Raw genomic sequence first — 18970 nt, 5'->3', positions numbered from 1 at the left:
GCCGGACGCCTGGCTTAATCGGCTTCGCCCACTGCTGTGGCGTGCTCGCGAGACTGCGCAGCCAGTTGGGAGTTGTGCGCCTTGGCTTCCTGGCGCAGCCGATCGATCCCGGTATAGGCCCGGTCTTCGACTTGGCGCAGGTGCGTCTGCAACGTCTCACGTTTGGCCGCAGCCGCGCTTCGATCCTGCTCAAAGCGGGATTGTGCGCTTTGCAACTGCGCTTCCAGGGCGTCTCGTCGCCCGCCAAATTCCTCCAGTCGCTGCAGCAGCGCCCCCACCTGAACAGCGAGGTCGTCGGCTGAGGCAGCCTCGGCGACTTGAGCAGCAGCAACCGCCTGTTGGCGTTGCGTTTCGATCGCAGTCACGCGCTCGCACTCGGTGCTCACGGGAGTTTCGATCTCTGCCCGGGCGCTTGTCGGTGTCGGTGTCAGCGACCAGCCGCCCATCCAACACGATGCGCTTGGGCTCCACGCATTTTCGGCTGCATTCGCAGTCTGTGCCAATCTGGCAGCAACTGCTGCAGGTAAATACCAAAACGATGGGTCAGCGACCGTTGGTTGGCGTCAACGCGCAGCAGGTGATCATAGCGCTCCAGGAGCACGTCTCATGCCCGCGCAATCACAGCCCCCAGGCTTGCGTTGCAAAAGGAACTCATCGATAGCAGGAAAAATCGGCATGGCGCTGATGGTACCGGGTCACGAAGTCCTGTCCCGCCGAGATGGCTCCTATCGAGCGGGCCATAAGCTACCCTGAGCCGTACCGGCGAATGGCAAAGGAGTTCCAAGGATGACATCAATGGCAGTCGCGCCCTCATGATCCATCGTCTCACGGTGCCGGGCGGATGGCTGGATGCACAGCAGCTCGACGGACAGCTTTCCCGCCAGCTCGCCGGACGTCCTGCCGATGCTGCGATCGAATTACATCTGGGCCAGGACACTCGCTTGAGCATCGGCGCATGTGTGCGTCTGCTGAGCTTCCTGCAAGCGCTGGAAGCGAACGGCACTACGGTGAGCGTGCATGGCCTGTCGACTTGGGGTTTGGGGAGCTACCTCGACCGGATCGGTTTTTTCGGTTTACTTGGTCCCGGCATCGCTTTCCGACGTGTCGGGCCCATCGGACAGTTTGATGATCGTCGCGGTGACCATCCCCATCTGGTCGAATTGGTGGCGGTGGCCGTATCCGGCGCGCGGGATGCCGCATTACCAAGCAAATTGGCCGATCGCGTAGCGGCATGTGTGTTGCCCGAGCACCGCGAAGCGTTGGGGGCCACCGCCTTCACCTTCTTTGCCGAATTGATAGACAACATTCGGTTGCACAGCCAATCTACCCGGCCCGGGCTCGTGGCGCTTCAAGTGTACGCGCCGACCGCTGGAGTCCGGCGCATGGTCGAGGTCGTTGTATCGGATGCGGGCGCAGGCGTACTCGCCACGCTGCGACCGGCCTTGGCAATCGACCGGCCGGCCCTAGCCGCAATGTCCGATGAGGACTTGCTCCTATATGCGGTCAATAAAGGTGCGTCCCGGCACGGTAGCGAGGCGGGCTGCGGTATTACCCAGAGCACTCTCAAGGTCCTGCGCCGGGTGGATCCGGAAGTGTCGCTACGGGTTCCCGAGCTGCGCTTGACCCTTGCTCCGGGGGCCAACGGCTACGCGATAACCGACCAGCGGCGACCTCCTGCACTGTTCCCCTTGCCGGGAACTCACTGGGTAGCGCGGTACGCGCTTGACTAAGACAATTCTTTTCTGCTTCACTTAAGGCCATGAATGAGATTACTCTCACCTTACGAAACTTCATGGACCAAGACGACGGCTGGGGCCGCGAAGATGGGCGGGCAGTCTTTCTTAGGCTGCTAGGGGCGGTTGAGGCCCACCCGGGCGTGTGCCGTTTCGGCCTGGACCTAGCCGGCGTGCACCGCCTGGATTCGTCTTTCCCTCGCGAGAGCTTCGTAGCGCTCGCTAAGCGCTTCTGCGGCGAGAAGTCCTTCGCGCTGCGCGGTCCGCTGGACCCGGACAACGAGGACAACATCGATGCTGCTGCACGCAAGCGGCAGATGCCTCTGGTGACAAGGAATGGAAGCGAATGGCGGGTACTAGGACCGGAACCCTCCCCGGGACTCAAGCCAGTATTCGAGGCTGCGATGAGCCGAGGTGAGGTGACCACGGCCGAGCTGATACGTACGCCCTACGAGATGGGCTCGGCCAACAATGTCAGCAATAAGCTGCGCCAGCTTGCCGAGGCCGGTTACTTACTCCGACGGGAAGATGCCTCAGCGTCGGGTGGTAAGGAGTATCGGTATCTAGCGCCGTGTTAAGTTTTCACGCCCCCCGGTTCATCGCAATTAATGAAGGAGAAGTTCGCCGCCATGTTAACGGCTCACCTCCGCCGCAGTCGGCCCTGACGTCGTACTCCTTACTTGCTTCGAGTCCACGCCAATGAATACCGCCACCGATCTCTCCGCTCCGTCACCCCGTGTCTCCAAGGGGGTGTTATCCCAGTTCTTGCGCACGAGTTGCCGGCGGCAGCTCTACCTATCGATCTTCGCGCCGCACTACACTCACGCTGACTACGTAGCACAGAATATGCCGCCGCCGGCGAAGTGGCGACCAGGCCTGCATACGATGAAGCGCACAGGCCAGGAACTCGAGCAGGCACGCTACGCAGAGATCACACAGGCATTTGGGGATTGCGCCTCTAACTTTAAGCCAACGGGTAAAGCCGCTACCAAGACGCAGACCGCGCTGCTCTCTGCACTAAAGGGTCAGGTCACAGTTCCCCATGTCTTCGTCGAAGCCCAGTTCGAGTCATCGGCTTTATCGCCGCATCTCTACGAGCAACTAGACATCACACCGAACATTGCCGCGCAGCTCCCGCGGCTAGCGGATCTGCGACCAGACCTGATCTTAGCTCTCGCTGCCCATACGCCGCTTCCGGCGGCCCGCCGGAAGCGGCGCGTGTTGCCCAATGGCGAAACGGCCGATATCGCTCTCGATGACATGCGAGTGTGGCTGCTGCCCATCGACATCAAGCACGCCGAGAGCATCAACGCCTCTTACGCCGTCGAGGTCACGCTGTACGCGGTGCTGCTTTCGCTATGGCTGGTACGCGAAGGACTCGACGACCGCTATGTCGTAATTGACCAGCCAGGGCTTTGGACCCTCGACCCCCCGGACGCCCCTGCGCTGGTGAGTCTGAAGGACATCCCATCGAACGAACGCATCGCAACGCTAATGCAGCGTGTGGAGTTCGTAGAGTTCGACCAGTATGTCATCAGCATGCGCAAGATCTTCCGCGAAGACCTAGTCGCAGTGGCGACGGTGACCAACTGGACGGCGCTGGAACCGCACGTCGGTACCTACTGCAACATGTGCGACTTTTATGCTTACCCCGGCTGGGCGCCGACGGATAAGAAGACCGGACTGAAGAAGCCAGTGCATCCCGAGCACTGTTCCGCCAAGACCGGGCAAATCGATCACCTATCGCGGATCCCTGACATGTCCCGTGGCATGGCTCGTACGTTGCGCGACGGACAAGTCGGCACAGTGTCGGCATTGTCTAGACAGGTCCCGGATGCGCTGGTTTTCCAGGATCACAACCGCCTTGCGGCGGAACGTCGCCTGCTGCCCAAGCGTGCTCTGCACTTAGTCGACGGTACCAGCGGAACCACCGGCCGCCAGTGTGCGACCTTGCCGCGGTTCTCGAACCTAAGCGCGTACATCGTGGTTAACTTTGACGCCTCGACTGGTTTCACGACTGGTTTCGCGATCTACGGCAACTTTTTACCCCACCGCGAGTACAACCCCAACGCCGCGCCGCTGCCGCCGACCGAGGACCCGAAGCGGCGACCCGATGCGTGGACGGTCGAGCGACGCGATCTGGACTGCGAGTATGACGGCTTGGTGCGGGTGGTGTATTACCTGCATGATCTGATCGAGGTTGCACGCGCGGACGAGCGCCACGAAGACCTCAAAAAGGCTACCTTGGCCGTGTACTTTTGGGACGCTCGACAGTACGAGCACTTCCGCATGGTCGTCGGGCGGCACCTTCATCGTCTCCTGCTTGAGCCAAAGCTAAAGGGACTGGTGTGGATGTTCCCGCCCAGCGATGTCTTACCGCACCCCGACTACGCGGCGACGCCGGCGATCGCCTTCGTCAAGGATGCGATTCGGCGCCTAGAGATCCTGCCGATACCACATGCGCTCACGCTGCTGTCGGTGGCGGGTGCTGTGCTGCCGGATCCGCCGAAGGTCTCGGACTACCTGCACGAGCCGCTCAGCGATGCGATCCCTAAGGAGCGCATTTACGAAATTTGGGACAAAGGTGGCCATCAGAACCGCCAGGACCAGATCCGCGAGTACAACCAGACCCTGCGAACGATGGTCATGACACTAATGCGCCTGACCGCGTATATGCAAAAGACCTACAAGGGCGCACTGACCGCGACGCCGCCGCCGCTGGCGTTAATGAACCTACCTGAATACCGCGGCGTGAGCATGGACGGCCAACTGCTGATCCTGCATGCGCAGTTGGAAGATGAACTAGAGCGCACCTCTACCAAGGTGATGTATGGGCGCGACCCGGACGAGCTCGAATCGGAGTTCACAAGCATGCGCCTAAGGACGCAGCTCACCGGTGTGGCGTTCGAGGACGCGCGCACGGCACTTGCGCTCGACTCGCAGCCGTATTTGCGGATCTATAGCGTCACGTCGACCTCGCACAACAGCCGGCTGAAGGTCGGGGAATGGGTGACATTCTTCATTGACGCCAAGCCAGGTCTATTGAACGTGCGCCTCAGCCGCCGCCTCGGTCATCGCCCCGACCTCGGCCGGGGCGTGTTCTCGACCATCGCAGAAGTGTTGCTCGCAAAGATCGTCGCCTTTGATCGCGTCGCCGGGCTGGTAGCCGTAGCACCGACGAGCGAAAAATCCGCCGACCACCTGCAGCCGCTGGTCGAAGCGCTAGAGGAGGATGGGCTGGATCTGAGCCAGGGTGTCTCGCTTGTGCCTAGCCTGTCGGCAATGTTCGCTGCGCACCGCAAGGAGCAGTTCATCCGCGCCTTAGCCAACCCCGCGATTGCACAGCCGTACAATCAGGCGTTGGCTGCGCTTGCCAAGCAGCCGGCGGGGGCACCCAAGCCGGGCAAAGACCTACCGCGGCGTGGCGCGCAGATGCTGTGGGACACGCCAACGCTGGCGGTCGAGCCCTCACCGCACTCGGTCGAGCAGATCGCCAAGGCACTTTCGTGGATCGAAAGCCAGGGACGAGCCATTAACTCGAGCCAGCGCGAAGCGCTGATCCACTCGCAGAGCGTGTGTTTCTCACAGCTGTGGGGCCCACCGGGGACCGGTAAGACTAAGACCGGTGCCGCGATCGCTGCCGCCGAGGTGTGGCTAGTCAACGATGACCTAGGTCACAGCAATATGCTTATCACCGGGCCCAACTACCAGGCGGTGGAAACTATCTACCAGGACTTGCTGCCGCTGCTGGCCGCGCAGGGCCCGAACGCCTGCCGCGTGCGCTGGGTCAACAGGCCGACCGCGCCCGGCCCACAGGAAGAGGCGATCAACTACGCTAACTTCGGACCCAAAGACCTGCAACCACTGCATCAGGCGCTGGCCGATAAGAGCTTGCCAACGGTAGTTTTTGCCATCGTTCACCAGCTGTTCGCGCTGAGCGGCCTGCCAGACAAGTATCAGACCAAGAAAAGTGCGACGCCTCACTTGGGTATGTTCGATTTGGTGCTCATCGACGAAGCCAGCCAAGTCGACATGGCGTATGCGTGTGGCGCCCTAGTGCACTTGGCGCCGACCGGTCGCATGGTGCTACTTGGCGACCGGCTGCAGATGCCGCCGATCACACCGGTGGAGCCGCCGCATGGGGTCGAATACATTGTTGGCAGCGTTCTCGACTACTACCACAGCCGCTTCCCTGACTTGGTGGAGAAGCCGTTGCTGACTAACTACCGTTCCTCCGAGGCGCTGGTCGCGTTCGCTCGCGAGTTGGGCTATCCGGAGGAACTGGAAAGTGCGTATCCCGACACGGCGCTGATGCTTATCGGCACAGACGATGTGCCGGCCGACTGGCCCGCAGACCTGCCCTGGAGCAACCTCTTCACTGCCTTACTCGCGCCCGAGCGCGCGACAATGGCGGTGACCTACCCTGACGGTAAGTCCGGCCAAGCCAACGAGTTTGAGGCCATGCTCGTCGCTGCCACCGTCGCCCTCGCAAGGCGCCGCGTACTCAATGGCCTCGCCGGCCGCGGTGAAACGCCGACAGCACTCGCGGATTCGGAACGCTTCTGGACGCAAACCGTCGGCATCGTGACTCCGCATCGGGCCCAGCGGTCGGCAATCATTCGTAAACTTCGTAGCCTGTTCCCCGACGACGACGCTGCGCTGATCGAAGCAGCGGTCGACACGGTCGAGCGCTTCCAGGGCGGCGAACGCGACATCATCCTGGTTTCCTTCGGCGTCGGCGATCCGGACGTAATCGAGCTGGAGGAGGAATTTCTGCTCGGCCTCAATCGCACCAACGTGGCGATCTCGCGCGCTCGTGGCAAGGTGATTGTGTTCGTCTCCGACGACCTGTCCTATCACCTGCCAGACGATACTGACATCGTCCGTACGGCACGTGCGGTGAAGGGCTTCGTGCACCAGTACTGCCGTGAGCAGCAGACAATCGTGCTGAAAAATCGAGCGGTGACGCTGCGTTGGCGCAATAACCCGCCTAAGCAGGGCGGATCCTGAAGTCGAACTCTGGAGGTGGTTCGCTTTGGGCGCGCATGGTGTCTGCTTGCCGCTTGCCGTGTGCCGACGTACCGACATTGCGCACGCTGGTAACACGCCAGTGGTGCCGCGACAAGGATAGCGAGCGGAGCAAGATTGCCTTGGGCTCCCGATCACGTGAGCGGATCGAACCGAAGCGCACGGCCATCAAGCCATCGCTCCGTAGGTGGTCGCCGCAATGGTCCCATACCTTGGCCAACGTCGTAGCGAAGTCGTCGGGTGAGCGATGCGAGAGCTGCACGCGGTTGCCGTACTCGATTCGCTCGGGGCCGCCGAGAAACCAGTTGCGCAGCCACTGGTCTTCTACGTACGTTACCAAGCCGTAGTAAGGGGGCGAGGTAATCACATGCGAAACGTTGTCGGGAACGTGCTCATATGCGCTAGCTTGCGTGCTATTACCACGTCGAATGGATCCCATCACTTGCGGCACTGGTACCGGCTCGGCGAGCACGCGATTTAGCTTACGTGTTATAGGGTTGATAACGTCAATAGGGCGTGGTTGTAGCCCGTGCTTACGCCAGTAGCGCACCGAATAGTCAGGTTTGCTTGCAAACGTGCGCGGCATCTGATTTGAGAAATAGCCGGCGGCATCCAAAGCCTTTGACTGAGGGCCGTGCAGGCAGCCGAGCACGACACCGCGCAAGAGCACCGCAGCGCTGGAGCGTCGCGCTGCCAAACCCTCGCGTAGTTGGCACAGCTGGTAAAGCGTTTGCGGGTGAAATGCCAGGCTCCAAAAATCTCCGCGCGGCACTTCAGAAGGCTTGGCGTGCGCCAAGACCTCGTTGAGGAGGTCCAGCACATCTTCGCGCTCTGCTACAGCCAACTTGGCTTGGGCGATGGCTACTGCGATCGGCGAGGTGTCGATACCGTAGGAGGCCAATTTGAGTGTACGTGCCGCGTAGTTGGACGTACCCCGCCCGCAGAAAGGATCCAAAACCACGGCCCGGCGCTGCGGCGCATTGCCGAGCACGCGTAGCGGGAATTCCAGCGGGAACATCGTGAAGTACGGGCACACCGCATTCAGCGCGTGCCGAGGTTCGGATGTCAGATGCTGAGTCATTAGGTGTATTAAACCCGACTGACACGCCCTCTGTCGCGTTATGCATGCCAGCCAGCCTTCATCCTGCGCCGGTCAATGCAGAAAAGCGGCCGCTCCGAGGTCTGCAAGCGGAAAATCTTGCAAGGGGGGGGGCAAATTGCCCTCGTCATCCTCCATTGTCACGCCTCCTTGCTCTTCGGCGGGTTGTCGGGCGACTTGTCGTGAAGGCGCGGCCCGGGGGGCCACGAACCCAGATAGGCCCATGATGTAGTCCGGCAAAGCTCATGACATGGACACATGTGCGTTTGAGGGTTCTGCTGCGCAGTCCGAGGTGGGCCCAAAGTCCCACACGTGTGCCAGGTGGCTGGATCCAACACCTGGGCGCAAGACCCGCCGCTCACTATAGCTTTGCGTGGATTTGAACGTATCAGATGGGCATGCAATCGAAATCCGATGACTGACAGGCTACCTTGGCAACTAATTCGACTACGTGATGTGCCGCCTTGCACTTATCGTCGGTGCCCGTAATCTGGTGCAGGACCAGGCTTCACCGGACGTGTGGAATCCCGTGTCATCGCCCTTTGCGCGGCTCCCGCTTCGCCGGAGTTTTCTCAATGCTTTTGAGCAGGTCTTTCTTCTGGCGAACGGATAGGTCGTTCCACTGCAGAAGCAGTTGGGCCAACAACTCGTCTTCTGTGTAGAGAAACGCCGCGGGTATGCCAAGCACCTCAGCCAACTGTTTGGCTGTCTTGATCTGGGGTTCGTGCTTGCCGCGTTCGTACTGGTTGATACGTGGAGAGGCCACGGCGGGATCCAAGCCGGCAAGGATGCCGAGCTGCTTCTGAGATAGCCCGGCTCGTTCGCGCGCCTGTGCTAGCCGCAGCGCAAAAACCGGATGTTCTGCCGTCCGCCTGTTCACTTTCGCCCCCTCAAGGAGAGTTAAGGATGGCGGAAGTGACCGGCGCTTGGATACTAAGATATTCTTAGATGCCATGGCAACGACCAGCATGCAGCCCGCGGCCCTGGATCGACTGCTCCTGGTCCTTCGTCGAACCGATGAACAACTCAAAAACGCAGTCTCGGGATCTAGTGCGTCCTGACGCCCCAACTATTAGCGACGTCCGTCATCTAGGCGGTCGTGGCGCCCTATATCTTCTGGCTTTGGTACAAGCTCGCCACGCGAGAACACGCGTGGCGCCCACACTGGAGGGCACTCACATTCTTCTCTCGGTGCTGGATGCGCTGGGGGTCATCCGAGTCGAGCCGGAGGCCGGCCCGGATAGTCATACGATAGACGGAGACAAGATTGCCTGGTCCTACACTTGGCCATACGTTCCCTTCGAAGAACTGGAAATGCGATTGAAGCTCTATCTTCAAAATGATGCTCAAGGGCCCCCTTATGCCGAGATGTGGCTAAGGGTCTGGCAGGAACTGGTTCCGCAGGACGTGACAGGCTATCTTCAGCATCAATTGCGCATTCACCAGTTTCCAGAATTTTTCCTTCTGGAGCTGGCCCGGCTACTTATGCCTTACGACTCGCGATACAGCCTGGGCCACTGGCGTTATGCGTGCTGGGCAGCGGTTCGCAGCATGGCATCGAGATCTTTGCAACACCCTGGCAACGTCGAGATGTTGAAGCTCACGCTAAGCAGCGAGCTGCCGCGTCGGCTCAGGCTCACTCAGGGCAGCTTAGAAGGAAAGCTTTGCTTTTCTCCGTCCCATTCGCTCCCGGACTGTGCGCTTACGTCGGTGTTCTCAACCGTCGCCACGCGACTGGGCGATCGATACTGGATGTCGCCCCCAGCCCTCGAGCTGATCTAGCACCTACCGCTCTTCGCTCGCTCAACATAAGGCGATGCTCTTGTAGCAGTATTCTCCTACGTGGATCTTTGAGCTGGAAGACCGGTCATTTAGTCACGATTTCCCTATCGTCATCCAGGGTCCTTGCTCGTGCTGTACCGTACTGCCGCTGACGCGCCTGATCCTGCTAGCCATGCGCAAAGCGACCAAATGCTGGATGATCAATCGACTCAATGTCCGATGCGCTGTGGGACGGTCAACGGTTCCGCACGTTCAATATCATCGACGATCTCAGTCGGGAAGCCTTGGCCATCGAAGTGGCCTGAATCTTCCGGCCGCCCGCGTCATCCGCACGTTGGAACGCATCGCAGCCTGGCGCGGCTATCCGCACAAACTGCGTTTGGACAATGGCCCGGAATTTGTTGCACTGGCCTTGGCCGAGCGGGCTGAGCTCAAGGGCATCGCTTTGGACTTCATCGAGCCGGGACGTCCGATGCAGAACGGCTTCACCACCCAAAGCAGGATGCCCTCCAGCCCTTATTCCGTCAGTAGTCGGATTCCTGTAGCAGCCTTAACCTAGCTGGCTTGAGGGCTATCTGCACGGACCGATGACTAACGGATTCAGTGAAGGGGTTCACGGCTGTACAAACTCAGTGACACACCGACCAAACGCCGATGTAGCTCAGCCAGACGTGACGCAAGACTGTGAACTCCGCCGCTACTCAGGAGGGGGCGGCCTCAATCACTTCCTAATTAGCCCTACTAACCTGAACTCGTTCATGTCGTGATCTACAAGGTTGACACCTGAAGTCTTCGGTTAGTTAAATAGGAGTGGTGTTGTAGAGATGTCCATGGCTTCATCTCAGCGTCTATGGACACGCAAAACTGGGCCAGGACGCGGTTTATAGCGTTTGTTCGCGTGTCCATGGCTAATTATGTTATGGGTAGATGGCCGCTTCGATCTGCCGATCGCACTCGGCATCCTGGCTGCCAGTGGCCAGATCGACCGGCAGGCGCTGGCCGATTACGAATGCATCGGCGAGCTCGCGCTGACCGGCGAGCTGCGTGGCGTCGATGGCGTGTTGCCGGCAGCCCTGGCTGCCGCGCAGGCTGGACGGCGCCTCATCGTGCCGCTGGCCAATGGCGCCGAGGCCGCCATTGCCGGGCACGTCCAGGCCTTCACTGCGCGCACCCTGCTGGAAGTCTGCGCCGCGCTCAACGGCACCCAGCAGGCGCCTGCCGCCGAGCTGGCGGTTGCCGCCGTGGGCGCACCTGCACTGCCCGACATGGCCGACGTGCGTGGCCAGCCACATGCGCGCCGCGCACTGGAGATCGCCGCAGCCGGCGGTCATCACCTGTTGCTGGTCGGCAGCCCCGGATGCGGCAAGACCCTGCTCGCCTCGCGCCTGCCCAGCCTGCTGCCGGAAGCCAGCGAAGCCGAAGCCCTGGAGACCGCCGCAATTACCTCCGTCAGCGGCCGCGGACTGGATCTTGCCCGCTGGCGGCAGCGTCCCTACCGCGCCCCGCATCACACCGCCAGCGCCGTCGCCCTGGTCGGCGGCGGCACGCACCCGCGCCCTGGCGAGATCTCGCTGGCCCACAACGGCGTGCTGTTTCTGGATGAACTGCCGGAATGGCAGCGACAAACGCTGGAAGTGCTGCGCGAGCCGTTGGAATCGGGTCTGGTCACGATCTCACGCGCGGCGCGCAGCGTGGATTTCCCGGCACGGTTTCAGTTGGTGGCGGCCATGAACCCGTGTCCCTGCGGATGGGCCGGCGATGGCAGCGGGCGTTGCCGCTGCAGCAGCGACAGCATCCGCCGGTATCGCAGCCGCATCTCCGGTCCGCTGCTGGACCGCATCGACCTGCATGTCGACGTGCCGCGTCTGCCGCCGCAAGCATTACGTAACGGCAACCTGGGCGAGGACAGCGCCAGTGTGCGTACACGGGTGGTCGCCGCGCGGCAGCGCCAGCTCGCCCGTGGGCCGCTGCCCAATGCGCAGCTCGACCAACCCGACACCGATCGCCATTGTCGGCTGCACGACGACGACCAACTGCTGCTGGAGCGCGCGATCGAGCATCTGCAGCTGTCCGCACGCTCGATGCATCGCATCCTGCGCGTGGCGCGCACCATTGCCGATCTGGACGATAGCGCCGCGATCGCCACGCGCCATCTGACCGAAGCAATCGGCTATCGCAAGCTGGATCGCGCACTGACCGCCGCAAGCGCGGCGTAGCCAGGCGACACACCCTCGCGAGCAGTCCTCAGCTGGAGATGGGCTGCGCACTTGGAAGCGGCGTGTCCAAGTGGCCCTGCCGCACCGAGTGCCGGCAGCGCCCGCATGCTGGGGCGCCGGGGTGTTGCGGGCCGCTCTTGGCTGGCTGCGCCGACACGGTCGATCGCGCGCGGCGCGGTGTCTTCGATGCCATGCACCGCTGGCAGGCCAGGGTGTCGCCATACCAGCAACCAATCGCTCGCATACCGCGTCGACGACAAAACGCGCGCCGGCAGTGACAGCGCACGCGATGGCGCACAGCTGGTAGCCGGTCTGCGCTTGCCAACATCCACTTCATGGCCCTGCACGTACAACGTCTGCCATCCCTTTGCGCAGAGGCCGTCATGAGCCGACTTCCCGAGTTGATCACCGTTGCATCGCTGGACCTGAACCGCTATCTCGGCACCTGGTACGAGATCGCCAGGTTGCCGATCCGCTTCGAGGACGCCGACTGCACCGATGTGTCGGCGCATTATTCGCTGGAGGACGACGGCACCGTGCGCGTGCAGAACCGCTGCCTGACCGCAGCCGGCGAGCTGGAGGAGGCGGTCGGTCAGGCGCGCGCCATCGACGCGACCAACGCCCGGCTCGAAGTGACCTTCCTGCCCGAGGGCCTGCGCTGGATTCCCTTCACCAAGGGCGACTATTGGGTGATGCGGATCGACGCGGAATACACCGCCGCGTTGGTCGGTAGCCCCGATCGCAAGTATCTGTGGCTGCTGGCGCGCCTGCCGCAGCTGGACGAAAACATTGCCCAGGCCTATCTGGCGCAGGCGCGCGAACAGGGGTTCGATCTGGCGCCGCTGATCCACACCCCGCACACCGGCCGGCTCACCGAACAACCGCTACCCTGAGCAGGCGTGGCGACCGCCGCAACTGCGCCAGGTGAGACCGACGGCGCAAGCGCACGCGCGCCGCAAGGTCCACCTCGGCCTCGATTCCATACACACCGCTGCGCGATGCCTGGCAGTGCGTCGCGTGCACCACATGGACCCGCGCGTTGAGACGAGTCGGGCACGGCCGTGCCGTGACCTAGCCGTCCGGTTGCGGCTCACCTCCGCAGCAGAACGAAGGACGTCACGGCGCGATCGACCCCGCCGCGTCGAACCGATCCTGACTCCGCCACCCTCACACAACAACGCCCGGAGCACGCAGGCCGCAGCACACATGATGCGCCCGCTTGGTTGCTCCGGCCGTCTCGGCCCGCGATTGCTGCGATGCCCCCGGCTGTCGACTGCATCGAGCGTCGCCATCAGCTGCGGGATGCCCCCCTGGCGGCAATCAATCCTGCGACTCAGCCGTTGAGCGTGCCCAGATCCTTGGCGGCGGCCTGTGCGCCTTCCAGGCTGTCGAAGGCCACGCCGGTATCGCCGACCACGTACTTGACCAGCTCGCCGTCGCGCGTGGTTTCGTGCATCTTGAAGATCGGTACCGCATCGGTGCCGCCGACGCGTTCTTTCTGCGTTGTCATGGGTGATTCCTCCAGTGAGAGCGCCTTGCCGGGGACCGGATGGCCCCGCAGCCCGCCGTGGCGAGCGCAGACGCAACGACCCTAGCGCGCGACTGCGTGCAGGCGCGTGAATCCATCGGCCGCGTCAATTGCTGCAGTGCAGGGGGCGGCCTCCGGCAGAAAATCACATCCACTTCGCTCGCCAGACGCGCGCAATGCACGCGTGTGTCGTACATTCGCGACGTGCAGCCTCATCAGTCCATATCTGTGGTCCACATCACGCCGGCACGGCGGGCTGCTGCGTGTGGCGGCGTAGCCGTGGCGGACGCGCACACCGTGGCGCGCAGACCGCACAGCAGGCCGCGCGCATGAGCTGGCCCCCATGCCGATGCGGGTGGTGACGTGAAGCGTCAACGCATCATCAGTCTGACCGTGCTGCTGGTGCTGCTCTGCGCAACGCTCCCGATCGGCCTGTCCTACTACTTGGCTTGGCGGCTGGCGCTATCGCGCGAGGAAAGCAGGCTCAGCCAACTGGCGGCGCTGTCGATCCGGCGTACCGAAACCGCCTTCGACGAGGCACATGGCGCCTTGCTGAGCATGGCCGCCTCACGGCTGCCACCCTGCTCGCCCACGCATCTGGCGCAGATGCGCGCGCTGGTGCTGACCAGTCACTACATCGTCGAGATGGGGCATTTCGAGCAACGCCGCCTGCACTGCACGTCGTGGGGGCTGCTGCCCAACAGCATTCCGCAGACCCGAGCGGACTTCATGGTCAAGCGCGGCATCGCCGTGACCACCCGGCTGCTGCCGCTGGCCAATCCGCAGCACCCCTTGATGGCGCTGCAGCTTGGCGACTACAACGTCCTGATCAATCCCGATACGCTGGCCGACATCAATATTCCGCCGGGCCTGCAGCTGGCGATCGGCACGCCCGAGGGGCAGGTACTCAGCAGCACCGGCACGGCGGCCGAGCAACTGCTGGTGACGCCGCTCGAGGACACCGACACCCGCACCGCCGCCGCGCAGCCGCAGGTGCTGTCCGGCCGCGACCGGCGTGGCGACTGGGTCGCGGTGGTCACCGAGCCGATGGCGTACCTGCGCGGGCCGCTGGCGGCCGCGCGGCTGCAAGTGGTACCTGGTGGCATCGTGCTGGCAGTGCTGCTGGTCGGCGTGGTGCTGTGGGTGTCTCGGCGCCGCCTGTCGCCGCTGGCCCGGCTGGAGATTGCGGTGCAGCGCGGCGAATTCATCGTGCACTACCAGCCCATCATTGCGCTCGACGACGGCCGCTGTGTCGGCGCCGAGGCATTGGTGCGCTGGCAACAGCAAGACGGCGTGCTGGTGCCGCCGGATGCCTTCATTCCGCTGGCAGAAGAAAGCGGCCTGATCCTGCCGATCACCGATCTGGTGGTGGCCGAAGTGATCCGCGACCTTGGCCCCACCCTGGCTGCCGATCCCACGCTGCACGTGGCCATCAACGTCTCGGCCGACGACATCAAGAGCGGCCGTGTGCAGTCGGTGCTGGCCCAGGCCCTGCAAGGCACCGGGGTGGACAGCGGGCAGCTGTGGGTGGAGGCGACCGAGCGCAGCCTGATGGACATCGACGCGGCGCGCACCACCATCACCCATCTGCGCGGCGCCGGCCACACCGTGTCGATCGACGACTTCGGCACCGGCTATTCGAGCCTGCAATACCTGCAAGGCCTGCCGCTGGATGCGTTGAAGATCGACAAGTCGTTCGTGGACACCATCGGCACCCACTCGGCCACCAGTTCGGTGACCGCGCACATCATCGAAATGGCCAAGACCCTGCAGCTGCGCACCATCGCCGAAGGCGTGGAGCGCCAGGAGCAACTGGACTACCTGCGCGCCCACGGCGTAGACCTTGCGCAGGGCTGGCTGTTCTCGCGCGCGCTGCCGGCAATCGGCTTCATCGCGTATCACGCGCAGGCGCGCACTGTTGCGGCGCACGGTTTCAAGTAGGCAACCGCTCCTTCAAGGCATCCGGCAAGCCGTCTGGATGGCTCGAAGACCACGCGCAGGGTCGAAACTGCGCGGTCGTGATCCGTGGCCGCGCCTGGCACGATCGGGATGCCCAGGCTTGCCGCCATCATCGGCCTGACATCCTGCAACTCCGGCAAGCAGTCACACCATGGCGTGGCCTGGACGTGAGGCGCGCAACCACCGCGTTGCCCCCGGGCCCACCCCGTCAGGACACCGATCGGCGCCTATCGCTCGCCTACGCCAATGAAGTGCGCGTGTTGCCTGCAGATACGTGGCCGCATCGCTCACCCACAACCTGGCCTGTTGTCGAAGCGGCGATTGCAGCCCTGTTGTCGCTCAGCCCCAGCTCACCGGTGCGTCGGATCGGTGTCTAGCGCCGACGCCGACCACGCTGCTGCATTGGCATGCAGACACATAGCCGCATCGCTACGCTCGCCCACCCCGTCGGGCTGCATCGCTTTGCATCACGTTGATGAGACCCGACCCCATGAAAAGGCCGCCAATGGCGGCCTTTTCCGTATCGCTCAAGCGCCCTGCAGTGCAGCGTTGCGTTGGCGCACCGGCTTGGGCCGGCTCGGGAAGGCATGCCGCACGATCCGCCACATCACCTGGCCGAACTGGCGCGGCAGCGAGCCGGTGTTGTAGTGCTGGCCGTAGCGTGCGCAGACCTGCTTCACCTCGACCGCGATCTGCGCGTAGCGATTGGCCGGCAGGTCCGGGTAGAAGTGGTGCTCGATCTGGTGGCTCAGATTGCCCGACAGCACGTTCATCAGCTTGCCGCCGGTCAGATTCGACGAGCCGCGCAACTGACGCAGATACCAGTGACCGCGCGATTCGTTGCGGATCGATTCCTTCGGGAACACTTCCGCATCGGCGGTGAAGTGGCCGCAGAAGATGATCACGAAGGTCCAGATGCTGCGCAGCACGTTGGCGGCAAGGTTGCCCAGCAACACGGTGAGAAAGAACGGGCCGGCCAGCAGCGGGAACACGATGTAGTCCTTGAGCATCTGGCGGCCGATCTTGCGGCCCACCGGCAGGAACGAGGCGCGCAATTCGGCGGCTTTCATCTTGCCCGCGAACCACCGGCCCAGGCGCAGATCCTGGATGGCCACGCCCCACTCGAACAACAGCGCAAACACCACGGCGATGAACGGCTGCAGCAGGTAAAACGGGCGCCAGCGTTGCTCTGGGAAGATGCGCAGCAGGCCGTAGCCAATGTCGTCATCCATGCCGCGTACGTTGGTATAGGTGTGGTGCTTGAAGTTGTGCGTCTTGCGCCAGTTGTCGCCGGTCGCAACGATGTCCCACTCGTAGGTATTGCCGTTGAGCTGCGGGTCGCCCATCCAGTCGTACTGGCCGTGCATGACGTTGTGGCCCAGCTCCATGTTCTCCAGGATCTTGGACAGCGTCAGCAGCACCACGCCGGCAATCCAGGCCGGAATCAGCACGCTGTGCACGAACGCACCCACAAACAGCAGGCCGCGGCCGGCCACGCCGGTCCAGCGCACCGCGGCCACGATGCGGCGGATGTAACGCGCATCGGCGGCGCCGACCTGGCGCTGCACGCGGGCGCGGATGGCATCGAGTTCGTCGCCGAAGGACTGCAGTTCGGCGGCGGACAGGGCACGGTTATGGACTCGGCTCATGAAGATTCCTTACAGATCCAGGATCAGGTCAGTGCTCGGGGCACTGATGCACAGGCGGACCTGTGCGGTGGGTTCGTTGCTGCGCTCACCGGTCAGCAGGTGGCGCGTGGTGCCGGACTGGCGCGCGCAGGCGCAGCTGTTGCAGATGCCCATGCGGCAGCCATGCTTCGGGCGCAGGCCTTGCGCTTCCAACCCTTCCAGCAGCGACTGACCGCGCGGCAGGGTGAGCGTACGGCCGCTGCGTGACAGCTGGACCTGCACCAGCCCCGCCTCGTTTTCTTCAAGCGTCGGCACGCTGAAGGCTTCGGCCTGAAACGCCGCCACCTGGCCTTCCAGCCGCGCGCGCGCCGCCTGCACGAATCCGCCGGGGCCGCAGGCCATGACATGGCGCGCGGACAGATCGGCGATCTGCTCCAGCCGATAGCTGTCCACCCGCGCTGCCGGCGTCGCACCCTCGCGGGTGGTCAGCAACTGCACGCGCAGACGCGGATGCGCAGCGGCCATCGCCTCGAATTCGTCCAGGAAGCAGGCTTCATCGCGCTGACGCACCCAGTACAGCAGGTCCACCTCCGCCGGCATGCCGGCGTGCGCGGCCGCACGCAGCAGCGCACGCATCGGGGTGATGCCCGAGCCTGCGGCCAGCAGCAACAGCGGGGTCGACGTGGCCGGCAGCAGCATGTCGCCGAAGGCAGGGTCCAGCGACACCACCGTGCCCAATGCCGCATCGTGCGCCAGATAACGGCTCACCTGCCCGCCCTCGATCGCCTTGACGGTGATCGCCAGGCGGCCATCGGCCAGCACGGTGGGGCTGTAGCTGCGCAGCAGGCGACGACCGTCGATCTCCACGCCCAGGCTGACGTGCTGGCCGGCTTGCAGGCCCTGCCAGTGGCCATTGGCCTGAAACACCAAGGTCACCGCATCGCGGCTGGCGGCGCTGCGTTCGACCAGACGGGCCATCGGCCGATCCAGCGTCCACAGCGGATTGATCCGGGTTGCCCAGAAATCGAACAGCTGTGGCGACACCAACCGGCGCGCCAGCCGTGCGGGCAACGGGGCTTTGGTCTTGGGAGTGGATGCCAGGCTCATGGATCGCACTATACGCATGCATGCACACGCGTGTATACAGTTGTATATTCCCAGAAGGGCTATGATTCATCCCCACGCCCGGCTGCCGCCCCATGACCTCCATCGCCCTGCCTTCCCACGACGCGCCGCCGTCACGCAAGCCGGCGATTTCACGCGAGGACCTGATTGCCGCGGCGCTGTCGCTGATCGGCCCGCACCGCAGCCTGTCCACGCTGAGCCTTAGGGAGGTGGCACGCGAAGCCGGCATTGCGCCAAACAGCTTCTACCGCCAGTTCCGCGACATGGATGAGCTCGCGGTGGCGCTGATCGATCTGGCCGGCCGCTCGCTGCGCACCATCATCGGGCAGGCCCGCCAGCGCGCCACCTCCACCGACCGCAGCGTGATCCGCGTGTCCGTGGAAGCGTTCATGGAGCAGCTGCGCGCCGACGACAAACTGCTGCACGTGCTGCTGCGCGAGGGCGCGGTGGGCTCGGACGCCTTCAAGCAGGCGGTGGAGCGCGAGCTGACCTATTTCGAAGACGAACTGCGCGTGGACCTGATCCGCCTGGCCGCCGCCGACAACGCCAAGTTGCACGCACCGGCGCTGGTGTCCAAGGCGATCACCCGTCTGGTCTTTGCGATGGGAGCGGTGGCGATGGACTCGCCGCCGGAAAAGGACCCGGAACTGATCGAACAGATCTCGCAGATGCTGCGCATGATCCTGACCGGCGCGCGTACGCTGGGCACCCACGGCGGCTGAGCGCGGCTCACAGCACCGCGCGCGCAGTGGTCAGGCGGCTGCGGACCGCCTGCGCATCACCACAGCGATCCGTGGCGCACGCCGCATCGCAAACCAGGCGCGTCCGCCTGGCGCTGAGCCCCTTGGGCTTAGAGTGGCTAACAAAACGTA

13 protein-coding genes and 2 pseudogenes are annotated in these 18970 nt (G+C 63.5%); 9 read left to right on the top strand and 6 right to left on the bottom strand.

The features are described 5' to 3' along the window. Positions 1 to 14 precede the first annotated feature (14 nt). The gene (locus tag Y887_RS07170) at positions 15 to 365 is read right to left on the bottom strand and encodes a hypothetical protein (protein WP_146093436.1); all 351 of its coding nucleotides are present in this window, start codon (positions 363 to 365) and stop codon (positions 15 to 17) included. A gap of 447 nt (positions 366 to 812) precedes the next feature. Here Y887_RS07170 and Y887_RS07165 point away from each other — a divergent pair, with 447 nt between their 5' ends. The 3 genes from Y887_RS07165 to Y887_RS18255 all read left to right on the top strand — a co-directional run bounded on the left by Y887_RS07165 (position 813) and on the right by Y887_RS18255 (position 6743). Beyond that, the gene (locus Y887_RS07165; protein WP_046963686.1) at positions 813 to 1730 is read left to right on the top strand and encodes a hypothetical protein; all 918 of its coding nucleotides are present in this window, start codon (positions 813 to 815) and stop codon (positions 1728 to 1730) included. A gap of 62 nt (positions 1731 to 1792) precedes the next feature. Next, positions 1793 to 2311 (top strand): DNA-binding protein, encoded by a 519-nt coding sequence (locus Y887_RS07160; RefSeq protein WP_146093435.1) that lies wholly within the window; start codon positions 1793 to 1795, stop codon positions 2309 to 2311. Positions 2312 to 2432: 121 nt separating this feature from the next. After that, complete coding sequence (locus Y887_RS18255; RefSeq protein ID WP_052764956.1) at positions 2433 to 6743, top strand: DEAD/DEAH box helicase; 4311 nt, start codon at positions 2433 to 2435, stop codon at positions 6741 to 6743. On the opposite strand, the gene Y887_RS07145 is transcribed toward Y887_RS18255, so the two are convergent. Together Y887_RS07145 and Y887_RS07140 are read right to left on the bottom strand one after the other, a co-directional pair. Beyond that, positions 6724 to 7842, bottom strand: coding sequence for a DNA methyltransferase (locus Y887_RS07145; RefSeq protein ID WP_211256985.1), 1119 nt, complete (start codon positions 7840 to 7842; stop codon positions 6724 to 6726). The genes Y887_RS18255 and Y887_RS07145 overlap by 20 nt on opposite strands. A gap of 550 nt (positions 7843 to 8392) precedes the next feature. Beyond that, positions 8393 to 8830 carry a helix-turn-helix domain-containing protein gene (locus Y887_RS07140; RefSeq protein WP_425445640.1) on the bottom strand — a complete coding sequence of 146 codons (438 nt, stop codon included), beginning with the start codon at positions 8828 to 8830 and terminating at the stop codon, positions 8393 to 8395. A gap of 182 nt (positions 8831 to 9012) precedes the next feature. On the opposite strand from Y887_RS07140, the gene Y887_RS07135 reads away from it, so the two are divergent. The 4 genes and pseudogenes from Y887_RS07135 (at position 9013) to Y887_RS07120 (ending at position 12751) form a co-directional block, all read left to right on the top strand. Further along, on the top strand, positions 9013 to 9642 hold the full coding sequence (locus tag Y887_RS07135) for a hypothetical protein (protein WP_245879472.1): 630 nt from the start codon (positions 9013 to 9015) through the stop codon (positions 9640 to 9642). Between the two features lie 200 nt (positions 9643 to 9842). Next, positions 9843 to 10129, top strand: a pseudogene (locus tag Y887_RS07130) (DDE-type integrase/transposase/recombinase); the annotation flags it as partial. Positions 10130 to 10571: 442 nt separating this feature from the next. Beyond that, positions 10572 to 11858, top strand: a pseudogene (locus Y887_RS07125) (YifB family Mg chelatase-like AAA ATPase); the annotation flags it as partial. 383 nt (positions 11859 to 12241) lie between these two features. Continuing rightward, positions 12242 to 12751: a lipocalin family protein gene (locus tag Y887_RS07120; protein WP_046963681.1), complete on the top strand. Its 510-nt coding sequence runs from the start codon at positions 12242 to 12244 to the stop codon at positions 12749 to 12751. A gap of 440 nt (positions 12752 to 13191) precedes the next feature. On the opposite strand, the gene Y887_RS20945 is transcribed toward Y887_RS07120, so the two are convergent. Continuing rightward, complete coding sequence (locus tag Y887_RS20945) at positions 13192 to 13368, bottom strand: hypothetical protein (RefSeq protein ID WP_005989247.1); 177 nt, start codon at positions 13366 to 13368, stop codon at positions 13192 to 13194. Positions 13369 to 13749: 381 nt separating this feature from the next. Between Y887_RS20945 and Y887_RS07115 the strand changes: the two genes are divergently transcribed. After that, positions 13750 to 15327 carry an EAL domain-containing protein gene (locus Y887_RS07115; RefSeq protein ID WP_046963680.1) on the top strand — a complete coding sequence of 526 codons (1578 nt, stop codon included), beginning with the start codon at positions 13750 to 13752 and terminating at the stop codon, positions 15325 to 15327. A 545-nt stretch (positions 15328 to 15872) separates the two neighbouring features. Here the strand turns inward: Y887_RS07115 and Y887_RS07110 are convergent. Together Y887_RS07110 and Y887_RS07105 are read right to left on the bottom strand one after the other, a co-directional pair. After that, positions 15873 to 16994 carry a fatty acid desaturase family protein gene (locus Y887_RS07110; RefSeq protein WP_046963679.1) on the bottom strand — a complete coding sequence of 374 codons (1122 nt, stop codon included), beginning with the start codon at positions 16992 to 16994 and terminating at the stop codon, positions 15873 to 15875. Between the two features lie 9 nt (positions 16995 to 17003). Continuing rightward, on the bottom strand, positions 17004 to 18080 hold the full coding sequence (locus tag Y887_RS07105) for a ferredoxin reductase (RefSeq protein WP_046963678.1): 1077 nt from the start codon (positions 18078 to 18080) through the stop codon (positions 17004 to 17006). A gap of 92 nt (positions 18081 to 18172) precedes the next feature. Here Y887_RS07105 and fabR point away from each other — a divergent pair, with 92 nt between their 5' ends. Then, positions 18173 to 18820: an HTH-type transcriptional repressor FabR gene (gene fabR, locus Y887_RS07100; RefSeq protein WP_005989260.1), complete on the top strand. Its 648-nt coding sequence runs from the start codon at positions 18173 to 18175 to the stop codon at positions 18818 to 18820. Positions 18821 to 18970: the final 150 nt, after the last annotated feature.

The sequence above is a fragment of the Xanthomonas pisi DSM 18956 genome (assembly GCF_001010415.1).
Taxonomy (GTDB): domain Bacteria; phylum Pseudomonadota; class Gammaproteobacteria; order Xanthomonadales; family Xanthomonadaceae; genus Xanthomonas; species Xanthomonas pisi.
The sequence above is the reverse complement of the archived record's forward strand: the minus strand, read 5'-3'. Positions and strand labels throughout refer to the sequence as shown.